Source organism: Pseudomonas sp. CFBP 8770, from assembly GCF_014841705.1.
GTDB lineage: Bacteria > Pseudomonadota > Gammaproteobacteria > Pseudomonadales > Pseudomonadaceae > Aquipseudomonas.
Window position 1 is genome coordinate 383,173 of sequence record NZ_JACYUL010000005.1, and the last position, 18,309, is coordinate 401,481.

The following is an 18,309-nucleotide window of genomic DNA, read 5'->3' on the forward strand; positions in this document are numbered from 1 at the left end:
CAAGGCATCTTTGATTAGTGACGTGTGGCGTGCAGGAATAATTCCCTTCGATGCGCATTTGTCGTCGGCGACATTTCCTACCGCTGGGTTGTACTGAACCACGGCGCTTGTAGAAGGTCGGTTATATAAGGCATCGCCTTGATTACCCACAAGAGGTAGGCATATGACAGACGTAGAATTGGAAACCACCAAGCAGTTCATGGAATGGGAAGACTCGTCAGCGAATTATCTGGACGAGCAGGTTCGCCATGAGGAAACGCTCAAGAACGGCTGCCGTATCGTGGTGCGTGCGCGCAAGATCGGCGAAGACAAAATCTCGGTGTTCTTTGGCACCTACGGCGTGGATGGCCGGGTGATCAAGGAACAGACCGAAATACGCGATGGATTGACATGTGCCAAGGATGCACTGGCGTTCGCCACGGACAAGGCGAAGCGGCATGCGGGCGGTGGGGCAGGGGCTCCAGACGACAATCATCACCAGGCAACACCTGTCTGACCGTGTAAGCGGTGACTTCGCGCCGCTGTGCAGCCTGGCTGAAGCCAGCTGCATGGCGGCGTTCGAAGGACCGCGGCAGGTGGCCGATCAGGCCTGGCCATCTCCCTTTTCCGGTGCAGGGCTGCCTGCCTGGATACGCTTGAAGATTTCTTCGCGATGGACCTGTACATCCTTCGGCGCATCGATGCCGATTCGCACCTGCATCCCTTTCACGCCAAGGATAGTGATCTTGATGTCGTCATGAATGACGATGCTTTCGCCTACCTTGCGGGTGAGTATCAGCATGAACGGCTCCTTGATTCCTTTGCTTAGAATTTATCCGGTGTTTGAAGGGTGTCGATTGCTACCTGAATACGGACGCAACGTGACAAATTTAATTCCCTCGAAGCGCCCTGTTTGTGGATACGCGGCAGTCATGGCACAACGAGTGGCACTAGGCGCCAGTATGGCGTGGTTCTGTACAGGCGCCTAGCAGATTGGCATTACGTTTGGTTTATCGGGGCGATAGTGGCACTCTTGCCATCATTGCTGGAACGAAACCCTAGGGTTGCCACTGGGTACGCTGGCCACTCAGCTTCCTGTCAAGAAAGCTGGCGGCGCTGATCAGTGCCAGATGGCTCAATCCCTGGGGGGTATTGCCGAGATGATGGCCATGCCGATCAAACTCTTCGGCGAACAGACCCAGCGGGTTGGCATAGCGCAGCAACTGCTGGAATTCCAGATGTGCCTTTTCCACCTGGCCAGCCCGCGCCAGGCATTCCACATACCAGAACGAGCAGGCGGTGAACGCACCTTCGTCGCCGGGCAGGCCATCATCCTGGCGGTAGCGGTAGACCATGCCGTCACGCACCAGCGTGCGCTCGATTGCCTCGAGTGTGCTCAGCCATTGCGGGTCGCTGGCACCCACGAAACGCACCAGTGGCATCAACAGCATGGAACCGTCGAGCTCGACGCTGCCCAGCTTCTGGACGAAATGCCCAGCATCGGCGTTCCAGAAATTATTCCAGATGTCGTCGTGGATCGCCTGGCGTTCCTTGTCCCAGCGCTCGAATGGAGCTGGCAGCGAACGCTTCTCGGCCAGACGCAGGGCCCGATCGAGGGCAACCCAGCACATCAGGCGTGAGTGCAGGTAATGCTCGGGCGGGTTGCGCATTTCCCAGATGCCGACGTCTTTCTGATGCCAGCTGCTGCACACTTTGTCGACGATGTGGGTGACGTGTTTCCAGCCTTGGTGGGAGATCGCCTCGCCGTACTTGTTGGCCAGGTACACGGCGTCCAGCAGTTCGCCGTAGATATCCAGCTGAACCTGATCATGGGCGCCGTTGCCCACCAGCACCGGCTTGGCACCGCCATGCCCGCTCAAGTGATCGAGCTCGGACTCTGGCAGCTCTTCGCGTCCGTCCAGGCCATACACCACGCCCAACCGGGCTGGCTCGTCGCAGCATTCGCCCACGCGATCGCGCACCCAGCGCATGTAGTCGTTGGCCTCGGTGGTGAAACCCAGGCGCATGAAGGCGTACACGGTGAACGATGCATCGCGGATCCAGGTATACCGATAGTCCCAGTTGCGCACGCCGCCGGGGGCCTCGGGAAGGCCGAACGTGGCGGCGGCAATGATCCCGCCATGACGGCGCGACGTCAGCAGTTTCAAGGCCAGTGCGGAGCGGTCGACCATTTCACGCCAGCGACCCTTGTAGTTGGAATGGCCGATCCAGTTGCGCCAGAACGCCAGGGTTTCGTCCAGGCAGGCCTGGCCGGCGCCGGCGCGCACCATGGGATCTTCTTCGGCACCCAGGATGAATTCGGCGCATTCGCCTTCCTTGAGTTCGAACACGGCGATGGCGCTGTGTGCCTCGATGCGCAAAGCCTGGGTCGACGACAACCGCAAGGTGGGCTGTCCTTCGGCGCTGAAGCAGACGTCCTCGCCACTGGCACGAGCCTGGGTGTCGGCGCGGCTGTAGTCATGCCGAACCCGGCAGCGCAAACGGATGGTAGCAGTACCGTTGCGCACCTCTATGCGGCGGATCAGCCGGGGCAGGGCGTCGGCCTCTGCGGCGACCGGCATCAGATCGGTGACCTCGACCACCGCGTCATGGTCGATCCAGCGGGTTTGCAACACGTTGCTGTCGGGCAGGTAGATCTGCTGGCGGCGCGCGCCGGGCAGGTCCGGGGCGAGTTCGAACACGCCCGCACGGTCGCAGTCCAGCAGGGCGGTGAATATGGAAGGGCTGTCGAATTCGGGCCAGCAGCAGAAGTCGATACTGCCGTTGTCCGCGACCAGCGCGGCGCTGCGCATGTCACCGATGATGCCGTGGGCCTCGATCGGGCTTTGCAGGGTGCTGCAGACGTCTTCAGCCATTGTTTCGGAACCCCGGATACAAGCTCATGCCACCATCGATGAACAGCGTGGTGCCGTGCACGTAGTCACTCAGATCGGACGCCAGCCAGACGACTGCGTTAGCGACGTCATCTACCTCGCCGACCCGACCGTAGGGAATCAATTCGAGCAGTTTCTTCTCGGCATCGCCCTGGGTGTTTTCTTCGTTGATGGCGGTGCGAATCGCGCCGGGGGCGATCGAGTTGACGCGAATGCGCTGCTCGCCGACTTCCTGGGCGATGCTGCGCATCAGCAGATCGATGCCGCCTTTGGAGGCCGCGTAGTTGACATGGCCGGCCCAGGGTATCAACTGATGCACCGAGCTCATGTGGATGATCTTGCCGGCCGCTCGCGACAGCCAGGATCGCGGGCCTTGCTTCTGGAACTGTCGCAGGGCGGCGCGCGCGCAGAGGAATTGGCCGGTGAGGTTGACCTCGATCACCTTGTTCCAGTCGGCCAGAGTCATGTCGACCGTGGCGGCATCGCGCTGCAGGCCCGAATTGGCGACCAGAATGTCCAGCGCGCCGTAGGTGTCGATGGTGGCGGCGAAGAGTCGCTCGACGTCGTCTTCCTTCGAAACGTCTGCGCCCACCGCGATGGCTTTGCCGCCCCCCTCGCGAATCTCTGCAACCAGTCGTTCGGCAGGCTCGGCGTGGGAATTGTAGTTGACGACCACGGCGGCCCCGGCGGCGGCCAGTGCCTTGGCGGCAGCGGCACCCAGGCCGGAGCTGGCGCCGGTCACCAGGGCAACCTGTTTGTCCAATGAAATCTGCATCCGGGATGATCCTCCGATAATGGCGTTTCAATGCTGACTGACGATGCAGTGCGGGAGTTCAGCGCGGAAACGTTTGGGCACGAATCCCGAAGGCAGCTGCCTAAATCAAGTACCGGCTCGCTGAGCCGTCCAGCCCCTGCCAGGAGAGACACCGTGGACAAAGAATCCAAGCGTGAAGACCTCGACCACAAGCCGGAAAATGCCGGCAAGGTCGGCGAGGAACACAAGCGCGCCAACCAACAGGGCGAAAAGGCCCGCAACCCGTCCGACGAAGGCCAGAGCAAGCCGGTCGGTTGATGTAACCCCTGGGCAGCCCCGCGTGCCGGGGCTGCTGCCATGGCGGCTTGATGGACAGCCGCTATGCAGGTTCCGCCAGTGCGCTTTGCAGATAGGCTGCAGTGCGGCTGGCGCTGACTTTCGCCACATCTTCCGGGCGTCCGGCCGCCACCACCTTGCCGCCTTGGTCACCGGCCTTCGGCCCGATGTCGATCACCCAGTCCGCCTGCGCCACCACACGCATGTCGTGTTCCACCACGATCACGCTGTTGCCGGCGTCCACAAGATGATTGAGTTGCTGCATCAGCCGATCGACGTCGCTGGGATGCAGCCCCGTGGTCGGCTCATCGAGCACGTACAGGGTGGCGCCGCGTTGATTGCGCTGCAGCTCGGTGGCCAGTTTGATGCGCTGTGCTTCACCACCGGAGAGTTCGGTGGCCGGTTGACCCAGGCGCAGGTAACCCAGGCCGATATCACGCAGCACGGTCAGGGGACGCAGCACGGCCGGTTGCTCGGCGAACACCTCGCACGCCTGGTGGACAGTGAGCTGCAACACCTCGGCGATACTGCGGCCTTGCCATTTCACCGCCAGGGTCTTGGGGCTGTAGCGTGCGCCGTGGCAGGTCGGGCAGGGGCTGAACACGCTGGGCATGAACAGCAGCTCGACGCTGACGAAACCTTCGCCTTCACACTCGGGGCAGCGCCCCTTGGCCACGTTGAAGGAAAACTGCCCGGCGTCGAAGCCTTGTCGCCGCGCATCGGCCGTGGCCGCGAACAGCTTGCGCACCGCGTCGAACAGCCCGGTATAGGTCGCCAGGTTGGAACGCGGCGTGCGGCCGATCGGTTTCTGATCGACCTGCACCAGGCGCTTGATGCTGTGCATGCCTTCGACGATATGCCCCGATTCGGTCTGCGGCACGGCGTCTTCGAGCACGTCCTCGACGTCTTCTCGGGCCTGGCCCAGATGCTCGCCCACCAGTTCCAGCAACACCTGGCTGACCAGGCTCGATTTGCCCGAACCGGAGATACCCGTCACGGCCGTGAAGCATTGCAAAGGGAAAGCCGCGGCGACCTTGCGCAGGTTGTTGCGACTGACATTGGCCAGCTTAAGCCAGCTCGCGGTCGGCCGACGCGGGCGCGGCAGTGGTACGGCGCTGCCGTACAGGTAGGCACGGGTCTGCGACCCTTCGACCTGGGCCAATCCGTTGGGCGGCCCGCTGTACAGCACCTGGCCACCTTGCTCGCCGGCCAGTGGTCCGACATCTACTACCCAGTCGGCACGGCTCATGGTGTCCAGGTCGTGTTCGACCACGAACAGTGAATTGCCAGCGGCTTTCAGGCCTTGCAGGGCTGCGTGCAACGATTCGCCATCGGCCGGGTGCAGCCCTGCGGTGGGCTCGTCCAGCACATAGACCACGCCGAACAGCTGCGAGCCCAGTTGGGTGGCCAGGCGCAGGCGTTGCAGCTCGCCCGAGGACAGGGTGGGCGTGCTCCGCTCCAGTGCCAGATAGCCCAGGCCAAGGTCGATCAGGGTATTCAGGCGACCCAGCAGGTTCTGCGCAAGCTGTTCGGCGGCCAGGCGTTTTTCTTCACTGAGCTTTTTGCCGACCTGCTTGCCCTCGGCCACCGGTTTGAGTTTCTGCGCCAACTGGGTGAGCGGCAGTCGCGAAAACTCACCGATGTCCAGTCCGGCAAAAGTCACGCCCAGCGCTTCAGGCTTGAGCCGCTTGCCGGCGCAGACCTCGCACGCGGCACCGATCATGAACTGACTGACGCGCTTTTTCATCAGCGCGCTTTGCGAGTGGGTGAAGGTGTGCAGCACATAGCGCCGTGCGCCGGTGAACGTGCCTTGATAGCTAGGCTCCAACTTGCGCTTGAGCGCGTCGCGGGTCTGCGCCGGGGTCATTCCACCGTACACCGGCACCGTCGGTGTTTCCTCGGTGAAGAGAATCCAGTCGCGTTGCTTTTTCGGCAGGTCACGCCACGGCACGTCGACGTCGTAGCCCAGCGTCACGAGGATGTCCCGCTGATTCTGCCCCTGCCAGGCTGGCGGCCAGGACGCGACCGCACGCTGGCGAATGGTCAGGCTGTCATCGGGCACCATGGTTTTTTCGGTGACCTCGTACACCCGGCCCAGACCGTGGCAATGCGGACAGGCCCCCTGGGGCGTATTGGCCGAGAAATCTTCGGCGTAGAGCATGGCCTGGCCAGGTGGATAGGCGCCGGCCCGCGAATAGAGCATCCGCACCAGGCTGCCCAGGGTGGTAACGCTGCCTACCGAGGAGCGCGTGCTTGGCGTGCCGCGTTGCTGCTGCAGGGCCACCGCCGGCGGCAGCCCCTCGATACTGTCGACGTCGGGTACGCCCACCTGATCGATCAGGCGCCGGGCGTAGGGCGCCACCGATTCGAAATAGCGCCGCTGGGCTTCGGCGTAAAGGGTGCCGAACGCGAGAGACGACTTGCCCGAGCCCGACACCCCGGTGAATACCACCAGGGCATCGCGGGGGATATCGACATCGACGTTCTTGAGGTTGTGTTCGCGCGCGCCGCGCACCTGGACGTAGCCGCTGGGAGCGGTAGGTTTCATGAAAAGCCTTGAAATGTATGAGCGTTGCTATAACCGACCGCAGTGGGCACGCACAATTCCAGCAGGCCTTGCAGCAGTCGCTCAGGCCACAGCTACCAGTCGTTCCAGAAACGTCGCCAGTGCCACTTCTTCCAGGCGCAGCCCCTTGCGCTGACGCGGTTTGGGCAACTTGGCCAGCTCGCCCATGACGAAATGCTCCAGCACCTTGGGGTGGATGTAGCACTTGCGGCACACCGTGGGGGTGTTGCCCAGCTGCCTGGCCACTGCCTTGACCATGTCGACGATGTGCTGCTTGGCATCGGGTTCGGGCTGCCAGTGCAGCTCGCGCAGCATGGCCAGCGCCAGCGCGCTGCCGGCCCAGGTGCGGTAGTCCTTGGCCGTGAAATGGGCGCCGGTGATCTGGTGCAGGTAGGCGTTCACGTCATGGGAGCTGACGCTGTGGCGTTCACCGTTCTCGTCCAGGTACTGGAACAGGTTCTGTCCAGGCAGCTCCATGCAGCGCTTGACGATGGTGGCCAGGCGACGGTCCTTGACCGTCACCGCGTGTTCGACACCACTTTTGCCGCGAAACTGGAACGCGATGGTATGCCCCTTGACCTCCACATGCTTGTTGCGCAGCGTGGTCAGCCCATAGGACTTGTTGTCCCGGGCGTACTGGCTGTTGCCCACTCGAATCAATGTGTTGTCGAGCAGCGAGACCACCGCGGCCATCACCTTGTTGCGATCCAGGCCCGGCGCGGCGAGATGGGCTTCCAGCTGTCGGCGCACCTTGGGCAGCATCTTGCCGAACTCGATCATGCGCGAATACTTGTCTTCGTCGCGCACTTCGCGCCAGCGTGGGTGATAGCGGTACTGCTTGCGGCCACGGGCATCACGGCCGGTCGCCTGCAAGTGGCCCTGCGGGTCGGCGCAGATCCACACGTCGGTGTAGGCCGGTGGAATCACCAGGGCATTGATGCGCTTGATTTCAGCCTCGTCGCGAATGCGCTCGCCACGGCTGTCGAAGTAGGCAAATTTGCCGCGCAGGGTCTTGCGGCGCAACCCCGGCTGGTTGTCGTCCACATAATGCAGGTCAGGCGGCAGTACAACAGTCTGAAGGTCATCTTCGATGTCAGGCATGGTTTGGCTCGGTGAGGTGCATAGCCTTGTAGACCGTGGGAATTCTCTACCGTGCAGTCTGACCGATCGCTCGATCGGTCAGACTGATCGCGCTTCAGGTCAGACCGGTCCGACAGCCAAGCCTGCAGGGTTTCAGGACAATACGGCCCATCGCGTTGAACGTCCTCAGTCATCCCTGAGCGTCCAATCCGATCCACCGTCCGACTGTCCAAGCTGGAGAAGTACCGATGAAAACAATCTACGCCGCGTTCCCATTGGCCTGTTGTCTGGCCAGCCCGGTCTGGGCTGCCGATTTGATCGAAAAGCAGGTCACAGTGACCGCGACGGTGCCGACCGCCGCCTTCTTCGTCGAGCCCATCGGCGGTAACTGGATGAACGACCCGCAGGACATGGCCTACAACTCGTTCACCAAGACCTTTGCCCCGATCCGCAAACAGCTGCAAGCCAAGAACACCGCCGCCGGTGGTATCAGCGCCAAGCTGATGCGCCCGGCGGTGATCGTCAGCGGCGCGGATCAGATTCCGCTCACCGTGTCGGTGGGCGGCAAGGACCTCAATCACACCACCGCGCAGTTGGTGGTCAATCAGGCCGATGCTCAGGCCGGCAACGGCGCTGTGGTGGACTTTCAGATCGCCTCGGCGCTGGTGGCAGGCACCGCGCCCAAACCAGGCAACTACCAGGGCGAGGTGAACATGATGTTCGAGCCCGGTCCAATCGTCGCTCGCTGATCAGGACAAGCCCCTTCACCCACGCGCTCCCGATCCTGCACCTGGCCTGGTTCGGGCCGCGCGTCAATGAATAGACCTGCATGTTCAAGACTCCTTCACTGGCCAACGCCATCGGCCTGGCGCTAGGCGTGGGCTGCGTTCTGCTCGGACCTGTGTCGACGCACGCCGCGAACACACCTCCCGTCATGGCCATCCTCAGCCAGGCGCAAGGCCTGCCGGAGGATTTCGTCGAACACTTTTTCGACGTGCCCCTGGCAGTGCGGGTCGATCTGGACGGCCGTTTGCTGGGCGAGGCATTGGTGGTGCTGGGACGTGACGAAACGCTGCAGTGGCTCGAATACACCGACACCAGCGAGAGCCGGGAGACGCCGGCAGTGCGCCAGCGCTGGGCACAACGGCTGAGCGAGGGTGTGAACCTGGGCAATTGCACGGCAGCGTGTACGGAGGGTCTGGTGGCCGTGCATTACAGCCTGGTCAACTCGCAGGTTTCGTTGCTGACCCGTGCCGTCGAACAGGCTGACGACGCGCAGCGCTACCACGCCTTGCCCGAGCAGGCCGCCCACGGTCTGATCCTGCGCAACCAGCTCAACCTCAGCCAGACCGGCTCCGAGACGGTGGGCCGGTACGCGGTGCAGGGGGTCGGCAGTGTGGGCGAGTGGAACACTCAGACCAACGTGCAGATGGACAAGACCGGTCTTCATGGCCTGCGCCACCGCGTGGACCAGCTGTATGCAGAACGCATCGAGCGTGACCGATTTCTGCGTCTGGGCTATTTCGACCCGGTCGCCCAAGGCCTCATCCGTCAACCCAGGTTGCTGGGCAGCGCTGCGCAAACTGCCCTGGGCGTCATGCTCGGCAGCAGCGACACCCTGTTTATCGACACCGGGGCTACCAGTACCACGCCCATTTATGTAACGCCCAGCCGGCCCGGTACGGTGGAAATCTACCGCAACGGCCAGTTGATCAACAGCCAGGCGGTACAGCCTGGCCTGCAGACGCTGGACACGCGCGTGTTGCCCGGCGGCATCTACGAGGTGGAAGTACGCCTGCTCGAGGATGGCCAGGTGACGTCCCGCAGCAACGAATTCGTCTACAAGCCCAGCGCCTGGCGCAACCCCGAACAGCGTTGGCGCTACAACGCCTATGTGGGCCAGCAAACGACCCTGCTGAGCAACTGGGAAGATGACCGCACAAGCGCGCTGGCGGGCGGGGTCATGAGCAACTATCTGCTGCACCCACGTGCCATCGTCGGGCTGTCCGCCCAGCGTGTCGACGAGCAGATGCAATATGCCACGTCCCTGGACTGGGATGCCTTCGACCGGCTCAAGCTGTATGGCAATCTCCATCACACCAACGAGCGCGGCAACGGCTACGACCTGCAGGGCGTATGGAGTCACGCGTCGGGCAATGTCGTGCTCAATCACAATCGGGCCTGGCTGTATCCGCAGCGCGAGCGCGGCCCCCGCGACGCGGTTGAGCGCCGCGAGCCCAGCAGGCTGACCACGCAAGCCTCGTTGTCGGTGAGCCATCGACTCACGCAGAACAGCTCCGTCACCGCCCGGTTCAGCCGAACCGAGGGCGTTGCTGCGGGCAACGCGCTGGACCTGGGCTGGGCTCGTTACGGTCAGCTCATGGGGACGGCCGTGAACTGGCGGGTTTCGGCATTCGACCGTCCCGGTACCCGAAGCACCGATGAGCGGCGCAATCGAGGCATCAGCCTGAGCCTTGGCATGGCGCTGGGAGGACCTGGCAAGCGACTGTCCGCCAGCCTGGGCAGCCGCACGGGGCGCGACGGCCAGCGTGACCGGAACGCTTCGCTCAGCTATCAGCAGGACATGGGGCAGGGCACTTTGCGCACGCTGGGCGGTACCCTCAACGCCGACCGCTACGGCTCCGGCCTGGGCGTCAATGCAGGCTTCCAGAATCGGGCCCTGTACGGTGACGCTTTCGCGCTGAGCTCATCCTACAACGGCGAGCTGTCCGCCGGCCTGAACCTGGAAAGCACACTTGCGTGGGGGGGTGGCCATATGGCCTTCAGCGGCCAGGGCATGCCCCATGATGCCAGCCTGATCGTCGATCTGGATTCCGACATTCCAGCGCTGCAACTGCGTGCCGATGATGAACTTGGCAACGCCGTGCTGCTGCGCCCGGGACGCAATGTGCTGCCTGTAGGCGCCTATCGCGCCGGCCAGGTGCAGCTGGGTTTCGAGAAGCAGGAGCATCTGGCGGCCAGCATCCAGCCGGCCACCCTGGATTACCACCTCAATCGAGGTTCGGTGCAATACCGCCAGCTCAAGGTCGTGCGCACCGTCACCGTACTGGGTCGGGTCATCGACCGCCATGGCCTGGCCCTCAAGGGCGCGCAGGTGATAAATCACGCCAGCCGCAGCGTGACCGAAGCCGATGGTTTCTTTGCCCTGGAAATGAGCGAAAGCAACCCCACCCTGGAGGTCCGTCAGGGCGGCATTCAACGCTGTCTGCTCACCCTGGACACCCAGGCCGGCACGCGCGAGCAGGACGTCATGCTGTTCGGCGATCTTTCATGTGCCGAAGACGGCGTGGCCGCCGTTCAGGCGAACGAACCGATAGGGGAGGCCGGATGAGCGACATGGCTGGAAAAGGATGGAAACGTCCACTGTCGACGTTGATCGCGGTGGCCATGGCCGGCCCTGCAGTGGCTGCCGATGTGGTGCTTTCGGCTGAATTCACGCCCACCTCGCAGGGCTTCGTGCACACCACCGCCAATCTCTCCATCTGCGCGGATTTCGCGATGTTCTGCAACATGAAAGGCATGGGCTCGGCCGATCTGCCCATCAGCTACCGCAAGGGCACCGAACACTCTGCCGCGGACCCGCGTGACCAGTTCTACGTGGGCATGCCGTCCCCCGTGACCGTGCAGGTCCGCAACCAAGCGGGTGACACCCACAACGTGGTGTTCAGGATCACCTACGTCACCCACCGCACCGATACCCTGCCAGACGGTCCGCCCAACACCACACCGCACAGCAGGGCCTGCACCCAGTCGGCCGCCAGGACGGGTGTCACCTACGCAAGTGTACTGTGGTGGCTGCGCAACCCGGCCAGCGGGGCGCCTTGCCATTCGAGCAGTCACCAGGGCAGCGCGGGCGACCTGCGCAGCAGCCAGGTCAGCCAGTTCGGCGTGCTGTACACACTGGACACGCCCTCGCCCTGGAGAATGAAGAACGGGCGCTATACCGGCGAGGTGATGTTCACGGTGGGCAGTGGCGGGCAGATCGATCTGGGCAATCAAGTCAGCGAGCTCAACGACGACACGCTCACGCTCAAGTTCCAACTGGACGTGCAGCACCCCTTTATCGTGGAAACGCCGCCGGGTTCCGAACTCGCCGTGCTTGAGCCGCAGGGCGGCTGGCTGGATTGGGCCAATCGTTCATACCCGCCACCGCGCCTGTATCGCGATCATCCGTTGCGGCTCTGGTCCGCCGGGCCGTTCAAGGTGCACACCCAGTGCGAGTTTCCCGACGGCGGCCACTGCGCGATCCGCAATCCAGGTGACGGCCATCAGGTGCCGGTCGAGGTCGCTCTGTCCCTGCCCAGCGGCGCTGAACAGGCGGGCACCCCCGCGCTGCGAATACCTCTGCCCGTGGACTCGGCCAACGCACTGACATTCGACAGTCACCTCCCGGTGCTCAACCGCCCCGGCATGTTGCACTACCAGGTGGTGCAGCCCTACGTCTCGCAAATGATGCAGCGCGCCGGTGCGCGCTACGAAGGCTGGGTTCGAATCGTGTTCGATGCCCAGCTGTAGACAGGAGCCTCATCCCATGTTCAAGACCCTGGGCGCAATTGCCCTGATGCTGGCCAGCAACACCACACAGGCTGGGCCCGCGCTCAATATCGGCGCTTTCTACGATTACCTCGAAGGCCCTCGCAGTACCTTCGTCAAACGCCTGCGCAATAGCGGTGACGCCACGGCATTCGTCAAAGTCGAGGTGGTCGGAGAAATTCACCGTCCCGGCCAGCCTGCGCTGGAGCGTGCACTGGACGGCCTGCCGGTGGCGGATCGCCCGCTCATCGCCAGTCCCGCCCGTCTGATCGTGCCCGCCAAAGGCATGCAGAACGTACGCCTGCTGTACCGCGGTGATCGCAGCAAGGAACGCTACTTCCGCGTGCGCTTCATGCCGGTCATGCCCAGCAGCAACGACGAATTTGCTATTACCGAGCAGGAAGCCGAGCACTATCGCGAATCTCTGCGGGCCGGTGTGCAGGTGCTCTCCGGCTACGGCGCGTTGCTCTTCGTCCAGCCCCAGAACACCCGCTATGCCACCCACGTCGGCGAAACGTCCGACAACATCACCGTGCGCAACGACGGTAACGCCACGGTCGTGATGGATCATTACAACGACTGCGACCGCAGTGGCAAAAGCTGTGCAACCGCCACGGTGCATCATGTACTGCCAGGCCTGGAAAGGCGCTTCGAAAAAAAACCGGGGCGCACCTACAGCTTCGAGCTGATAGAGGGTCAGGCGCGGCGCAAAGTGATCAGTGAAGGGCAGCGCTCATAGCATCAGAAATGTCCTACTCGCCTGGGTGAACTCGCCTACATCCATAGCGGAAAAGGTTGAGTATGCGCCGTTGGCCGGTGCGCTATATAACCTTCGTTCAGACCAAGGAGGTGAATCATGCTCAAGGCGTTGATCGTGGACGACCATCCGTTTCTTCGCGCCAGTGTCAGGACGCTGCTGGCCCATGAGCTCCAATACGACGTGATCGAAAGCGCCACCAGCACCGAAGCGGTGCTGCTGCATCGCAGCGAGCAGCCCGACCTGGTCGTTCTCGACCTGTCGATGCCCGGCCTCGACGGTTTCGATGTGCTCAGGCGCATGAAGGCGTCGGCTTCGTCCGGCAAGATCATCGTGCTCACCTCCATGCCCTCCAGCTATTACTCGATGCGCAGCATGAAGGCCGGTGCGGCTGCCTTCGTGTCCAAGTCCGATGCACTCGACCAGCTGCGCAAGGCGATCAGTGCCGTGCAGTGCGGATACACCTATTTCCCGGACTGCACTGACGTGTCGGCGGGCCGCAGCGACAGTGACATCACCGAAGCCGCACGCATTGCCATCCTCACAGAACGAGAAATCCTGGTGCTGGTCAACCTCGCCAGGGGCCTGTGCAATCAGGACATTGCGCGTGCGATGTTGCTCAGCCACAAGACCGTCAGCACCTACAAGATGCGCATGATGCGCAAGCTGCGGATCAGCTCGTTGATGGAAATGACGGACCTGGCCAGGCGCCACGCCTTGATCTGAGGACAAACGCTGACGTTCGCAGCGCGTCGGTAGGATATTTCGCCTAAAGCTTGGGAATTGTCCGGCTTCCATGTCGGTTCGGTACGGCGATACTGCCGCCGCCGGCCTACGGAGGCTTCGTGAGCATCTGCATCCTACAAAGCAAGGGAAAGTTTCATTCAAGGGTTCAGGAATCTTCCCATAGCGAACTCGGAATGCGGCGACCGACGCCGGACGGAATTCACCGAATACTCCTACGTTAGATGGCCTCGTCTGCGCTTGACAGCTGTCCCCTGATCCAAAACCAACAGAGTCGATGCAGAACGCTGCAAAGGAAGCCCGTGCCGGGCCTGCAGGCGCCGTCCGGCGCTCGCGCACTCAGGAGAAAGACATGCGTACAGCACTGATAATCGACGATCACCCGTTCATCCGTTCCAGCGTCAAGCTGTTGCTCAAACAGGAACGGTTCAGCGTGGTGGCCGAGGCACAGGATGGCGTCGATGGAGTCTTGATGGCAAAGACCCACAAGCCAGACCTGATCGTCCTGGACATCTCCCTGCCTGGACTGGACGGCATGGAGGCCATTGCGAGGATCAAAGAACTGGGGACCCACAGCCGGATCGTGATCCTCACGTCCCAGGCCGCCGAGCATTTTTCCCTGCGCTGCATGAAGCTGGGCGCCATGGGCTATGTCTCCAAGCGTGACGACCTCAACGAACTGCGCAAGGCGGTGACGGCAATAGGCTCAGGGTTTACCTATTTTCCGGTAGTGGCGTTCAGCTCGGTGCGCAGCAGTGATGGCCTGGGCAGCGAAACGGAGTGCATCGCACGCCTGACCAATCGCGAGCTGACCATCCTCCAGCATCTGGCTCGCGGACTCAGCAACAAGGCCATCGGCGAATTGATGCTGCTGAGCAACAAGACCGTCAGCACCTACAAGTTCCGGCTGATGGACAAGCTGCAGATGAGCTCGCTGGTGGAGCTCGCCGAGCTCGCCAAGCGTAACTTTCTGGTGTGAAGAGCCTGACAGGGAGGGTCGTGCGCAGCGTTCGCTGGGTGCTCGTGTGGCTGGCCGGGACGGCGCTGGCCCATGCCCAGGTGCTGCCCTTGCACGGCAGGTCGCAGCCCGAACCCGCCTGGTTCGAGCGGTTGCACATGCAGCTGGCCGACCGCGACCGACAGTGGCTGCGCGCAAGGCGCGTATTGCGTGTCGCCGTGAGCCGCCCGGACTACGGGCCGTTCGACCTTTCCGCCAACGGCGGCAGCTATGAAGGGATCAGCGCCGACTACCTGGCCCTGCTGGCTCGGCTGCTCGAACTGGATGTCGAGATGCAGGCCTATCCTTCCCGCGAGCTTGCGGTTGCCGCGCTCAAGGCGGGCGAGGTTCAGGTGCTGGGCACTACCAGTCGCCGTGAGGCATTGCGCCACGGGCTGCTGCTTTCCGCCCCCTACATACAGGATCAGCCCGTACTGGCGATGCGTCCCGGCCAGTCGCTCGACGCAGATCCACCGATGCGTATTGCCCTGGTGCGCGATCACGTCGCGGCCAGCGAGGTCCGCGAGCGCTTCCCCGAGGCTCAGCTGCAGTTGCATCCGACACCCTCGAACGCGATGGCAGCGGTGGCCTATCACCAGGCCGATCTGTTCGTCGGCGGGGCGCTGGCGGTGTTCCATCAGGCCGACGGCAGCCAGTTGCCCGGCCTGCGCCTGCAATCGGCCGAGGGCATCGAGGGCAATGCATTCGGCTTCGCCGTGAACGTGCGCGATGCGCGTCTGCTACGGCTGCTCGACAAGGCCCTGGCGGTGGTGCCCGATGAGGCCCGCGCGGCCATCGCACGGCGCTGGAGCGTCGAGCGTCCGGACGTGGCAGTACCCGCTGCACTGCCGTTGACGGCCATACAGCGTCAATGGCTGGCCGGGCGCACCGACCTGCGGGTGCTGATGGATCCGCGCTTCGTGCCGGTCAGCTACCGTGACGATCAGGGCCGCTTCGCCGGTGTGGCCGCCGATGTGCTGCAACAGATCGCTCGGCGCACCGGGCTCGCCATCGAGGTGATCGAGAGCACCTCGCTCACGCGCATGAGCGAAATGATCGAGCGCGGCGAGGCCGATCTGATCGCCGCGATGATCCCGAGCCCGGAGCGCCAGACCCGCCTGGCCTTCAGCCGTGGCTACCTGAGCAGTTCAGCGGTACTGGTCACGCGCGAGGGCGGGCGCGAGCCGGTCTCGCTGGAACAGTCGACGGGCAAGCGGGTGGTGCTGGTCGAGGGCAGCCGGCTGCAGGCGTGGCTGCAGGAACAGTACCCCTCGATCAACCGGTTGCACGCGGCAAGCTCCGCCCAGGCCCTGGCCATGCTCGACCGCGGTCAGGCCGACGCGGCGGTGCTGCCGTTGATCGCTGCACGTTACATGATCGCGCGACAGTACCGTGGTCGGCTGCGCGTCAGCGCAGCGCTGCCGCTGGCCCCGGTACATTTCGCGTTCGCCGTCTCGCCCCGTGCCCAGGTGCTGCAGTCGATCCTCGACAGCGCCCTGCAGGACATTCCGCCGCCGCACATGAGCGAGCTGACGCGCCATTGGCGCACTGAAATGATCGTTGCCGACGGTCTTTGGCAGCGCTACCGCTCGGCCATCATGCAAGGGTTCGCGGCGGCTTCCCTCTTGCTGCTGCTGGCACTGGGTTGGGTCAGCTATCTCAAGCGTCTGGTCCGCCAGCGGGTCGACGCCGAGCGTGCTCTGACCACACAGCTGGAGTTCATGCGGGTAATGATCGACGGTACACCCCATCCGATCTACATCCGTGATCGCCAGGCACGCCTGATCAACTGCAACACCAGCTACCTGCAAGCCCTGGGTGTCACACGGGAGGCCATCCTGAACAAGCCGCTAACCGGCTATGGCCTGCTCGTGGAACAGCACGCCCGGATGGCCCAGGACACCTATCTGCAGGCCATGGAGCACGGCGAGCCGGTGGTCGAGGACCGTACGCTCACCTTGCCGTCGGGCGAGGTGCTGACCATTCACCACTGGATGCTGCCTTACCGTGGCGACGACGGACAGATCCAGGGCCTGATCGCCGGCTGGGTCGACATCACCGAGCGTCAGCGTCTTTGCCAGGCATACCGTGACGCACAGGCGCAGGCCGAAGCGGCCAATCAGGCCAAGACCACCTTTCTGGCGACCATGAGTCATGAAATCCGTACGCCGATGAACGCCGTGCTGGGCATGCTCGAGCTGGCGCTGAAGAAAGCCGAGCAAGGCATGCTCGACAAGCCTGCGCTGGAGGTGGCTTCGCAGGCGGCCAACGGTCTGCTGGCACTGATCGGCGATATCCTCGATGTCACGCGCATCGAGGCCGGTCGCCTGGAGCTGCTGCCGGCGCCGTGCCAGCTGGGGCAACTGGCAGGTGAAACCGTCGGGCTGTTCCAGGCCCAGGCGCGGGAGAAATACCTGCGGCTCAAGCTGGAGGTGCTGGGCGCGCCGGACACCTGGCTCAGCGTCGACCCGGTGCGCTTCAAGCAGATCATTGCCAACCTGCTGAGCAATGCCATCAAGTTCACCCGCGAGGGCCAGGTCTCGGTGGTGCTCGGAGTCTGGCCGCAAGCGCGGGGCGCGCGGGTCGAACTCAGTGTCGAGGACAGCGGGCAGGGCATTGCCCAGGCCGACCTGGTGCGCCTGGGCGCGCCTTATCGACAGGCGGCCGGGGGGCGCGGCAGCCGCGTGGGTGCCGGCCTTGGCTTGAGTATCTGCCGCAGCCTTGCCGACCTGATGGGTGGCAGGCTGGAACTGCACAGCGTGCTGGGATGCGGCACTCGGGTGCAGGTGCAGTTCGACGCCGTGCCTGGCGCGAATGCACCGCAGAAAGCCGCTCGCGAGCCTGTGCGCAGCGACCTGCCGGCGCTGCAGGTGCTGGTGGTCGACGACTACCCGGCCAATCGCGTGCTGCTGGAGCGCCAACTGACGTTCCTCGGCCACCGCGTAACGGTCGCCGAGCACGGTGCCGCCGGGCTGCGCGCCTGGCTGCGCGGCGCCTACGACGTGGTCATCAGTGACTGCAACATGCCTGGCATCAATGGTTATCAGTTGGTCAAGGCCGTGCGCGAGCACGAGCGGCGCAAGCATCGGGAGCCGTGCCTGTTCCTCGGCTGTACGGCGAATGCCCAGATCAGCGAGCGCCGCCGGTGCCTGCAGCAAGGCATGGATGACTGTCTGTTCAAGCCATTGAGTCTGGAAACCCTGTCGCTGCATCTGGATCCGCATCGCGCCCGCTGTGGACTCGCGACTCAGGACGACGTCGATCTGGGCAGTCTCGATCAGCTTACCGGCGGCGACGCGAGCCTGATGCAGCGCCTGCTCGATGATCTGGCGGACAGCAACCTGCATGACCTCGAGCGTCTGCATTCGCTGTCTCAGCCCTACCTGACCGGCGAGGTCGCCGACCTGGTGCACCGGATCAAGGGCGGGGCCCGGATCGTTCGTGCGCGGCGCCTGCTGGCCGCCTGCGAAGCACTGGAGCAGGCCTGCACGGCAAGCCCGTCGGCCGAACGGATGCGGCGTGGCGTCGACGATCTGGCCGCTGCCATGGTTGGCCTTGACGAGTACCTGGCACGGCACGATAGATCCGGCAAGCCGTAGGAATTTTCCCATGTTTGTTAGGAAATTGCCTGCATCCCGGGCATTGCAC

14 protein-coding genes are annotated in these 18,309 nt (G+C 63.5%); 9 read left to right on the top strand and 5 right to left on the bottom strand.

Translation table 11 applies throughout. From position 1 onward, the window contains the following. Positions 1–163: 163 nt before the first annotated feature. A complete protein-coding gene (locus tag IFT98_RS13825) occupies positions 164–496 on the top strand; it encodes a hypothetical protein (RefSeq protein ID WP_122477898.1) in 333 nt (110 codons plus the stop codon). Positions 497–583: 87 nt separating this feature from the next. On the opposite strand, the gene csrA is transcribed toward IFT98_RS13825, so the two are convergent. The 3 genes from csrA to IFT98_RS13840 all read right to left on the bottom strand — a co-directional run bounded on the left by csrA (position 584) and on the right by IFT98_RS13840 (position 3,648). Next, positions 584–781 (bottom strand): carbon storage regulator CsrA, encoded by a 198-nt coding sequence (csrA, locus tag IFT98_RS13830; protein WP_122477900.1) that lies wholly within the window; start codon positions 779–781, stop codon positions 584–586. A 256-nt stretch (positions 782–1,037) separates the two neighbouring features. Beyond that, entirely contained in the window at positions 1,038–2,855 is a 1,818-nt protein-coding gene (locus IFT98_RS13835; protein ID WP_192049306.1) for a glycoside hydrolase family 15 protein, read from the bottom strand. Beyond that, positions 2,848–3,648, bottom strand: a complete 801-nt coding sequence (locus IFT98_RS13840) for a glucose 1-dehydrogenase (RefSeq protein ID WP_192049308.1) — start codon at positions 3,646–3,648, stop codon at positions 2,848–2,850. Before IFT98_RS13840 ends, IFT98_RS13835 begins: the two co-directional genes overlap by 8 nt. Before the next feature lie 153 nt (positions 3,649–3,801). Between IFT98_RS13840 and IFT98_RS13845 the strand changes: the two genes are divergently transcribed. Then, positions 3,802–3,945 carry a hypothetical protein gene (locus IFT98_RS13845; RefSeq protein ID WP_192049310.1) on the top strand — a complete coding sequence of 48 codons (144 nt, stop codon included), beginning with the start codon at positions 3,802–3,804 and terminating at the stop codon, positions 3,943–3,945. Between the two features lie 61 nt (positions 3,946–4,006). Here the strand turns inward: IFT98_RS13845 and IFT98_RS13850 are convergent, their stop codons facing one another. Both IFT98_RS13850 and IFT98_RS13855 read right to left on the bottom strand, forming a co-directional pair. After that, positions 4,007–6,511: an excinuclease ABC subunit UvrA gene (locus IFT98_RS13850; RefSeq protein WP_192049312.1), complete on the bottom strand. Its 2,505-nt coding sequence runs from the start codon at positions 6,509–6,511 to the stop codon at positions 4,007–4,009. Between the two features lie 81 nt (positions 6,512–6,592). Further along, the gene (locus IFT98_RS13855) at positions 6,593–7,630 is read right to left on the bottom strand and encodes a DNA topoisomerase IB (protein WP_192049314.1); all 1,038 of its coding nucleotides are present in this window, start codon (positions 7,628–7,630) and stop codon (positions 6,593–6,595) included. Positions 7,631–7,857: 227 nt separating this feature from the next. Between IFT98_RS13855 and IFT98_RS13860 the strand changes: the two genes are divergently transcribed. From IFT98_RS13860 to IFT98_RS13890, 7 genes are all read left to right on the top strand, one after another. Further along, positions 7,858–8,358: a CS1 type fimbrial major subunit gene (locus IFT98_RS13860; RefSeq protein ID WP_192049316.1), complete on the top strand. Its 501-nt coding sequence runs from the start codon at positions 7,858–7,860 to the stop codon at positions 8,356–8,358. A gap of 80 nt (positions 8,359–8,438) precedes the next feature. After that, entirely contained in the window at positions 8,439–10,961 is a 2,523-nt protein-coding gene (locus IFT98_RS13865) for a TcfC E-set like domain-containing protein (protein WP_244650956.1), read from the top strand. 5 nt (positions 10,962–10,966) lie between these two features. Continuing rightward, complete coding sequence (locus tag IFT98_RS13870) at positions 10,967–12,145, top strand: hypothetical protein (RefSeq protein WP_192049317.1); 1,179 nt, start codon at positions 10,967–10,969, stop codon at positions 12,143–12,145. Between the two features lie 16 nt (positions 12,146–12,161). Next, positions 12,162–12,902: a molecular chaperone gene (locus tag IFT98_RS13875; RefSeq protein ID WP_192049319.1), complete on the top strand. Its 741-nt coding sequence runs from the start codon at positions 12,162–12,164 to the stop codon at positions 12,900–12,902. A gap of 117 nt (positions 12,903–13,019) precedes the next feature. Continuing rightward, complete coding sequence (locus IFT98_RS13880; protein WP_192049321.1) at positions 13,020–13,646, top strand: response regulator transcription factor; 627 nt, start codon at positions 13,020–13,022, stop codon at positions 13,644–13,646. Between the two features lie 370 nt (positions 13,647–14,016). Next, a complete protein-coding gene (locus tag IFT98_RS13885; protein ID WP_192049323.1) occupies positions 14,017–14,643 on the top strand; it encodes a response regulator transcription factor in 627 nt (208 codons plus the stop codon). 20 nt (positions 14,644–14,663) lie between these two features. Then, a complete protein-coding gene (locus IFT98_RS13890; RefSeq protein ID WP_192049325.1) occupies positions 14,664–18,260 on the top strand; it encodes a transporter substrate-binding domain-containing protein in 3,597 nt (1,198 codons plus the stop codon). Positions 18,261–18,309 lie beyond the last annotated feature (49 nt).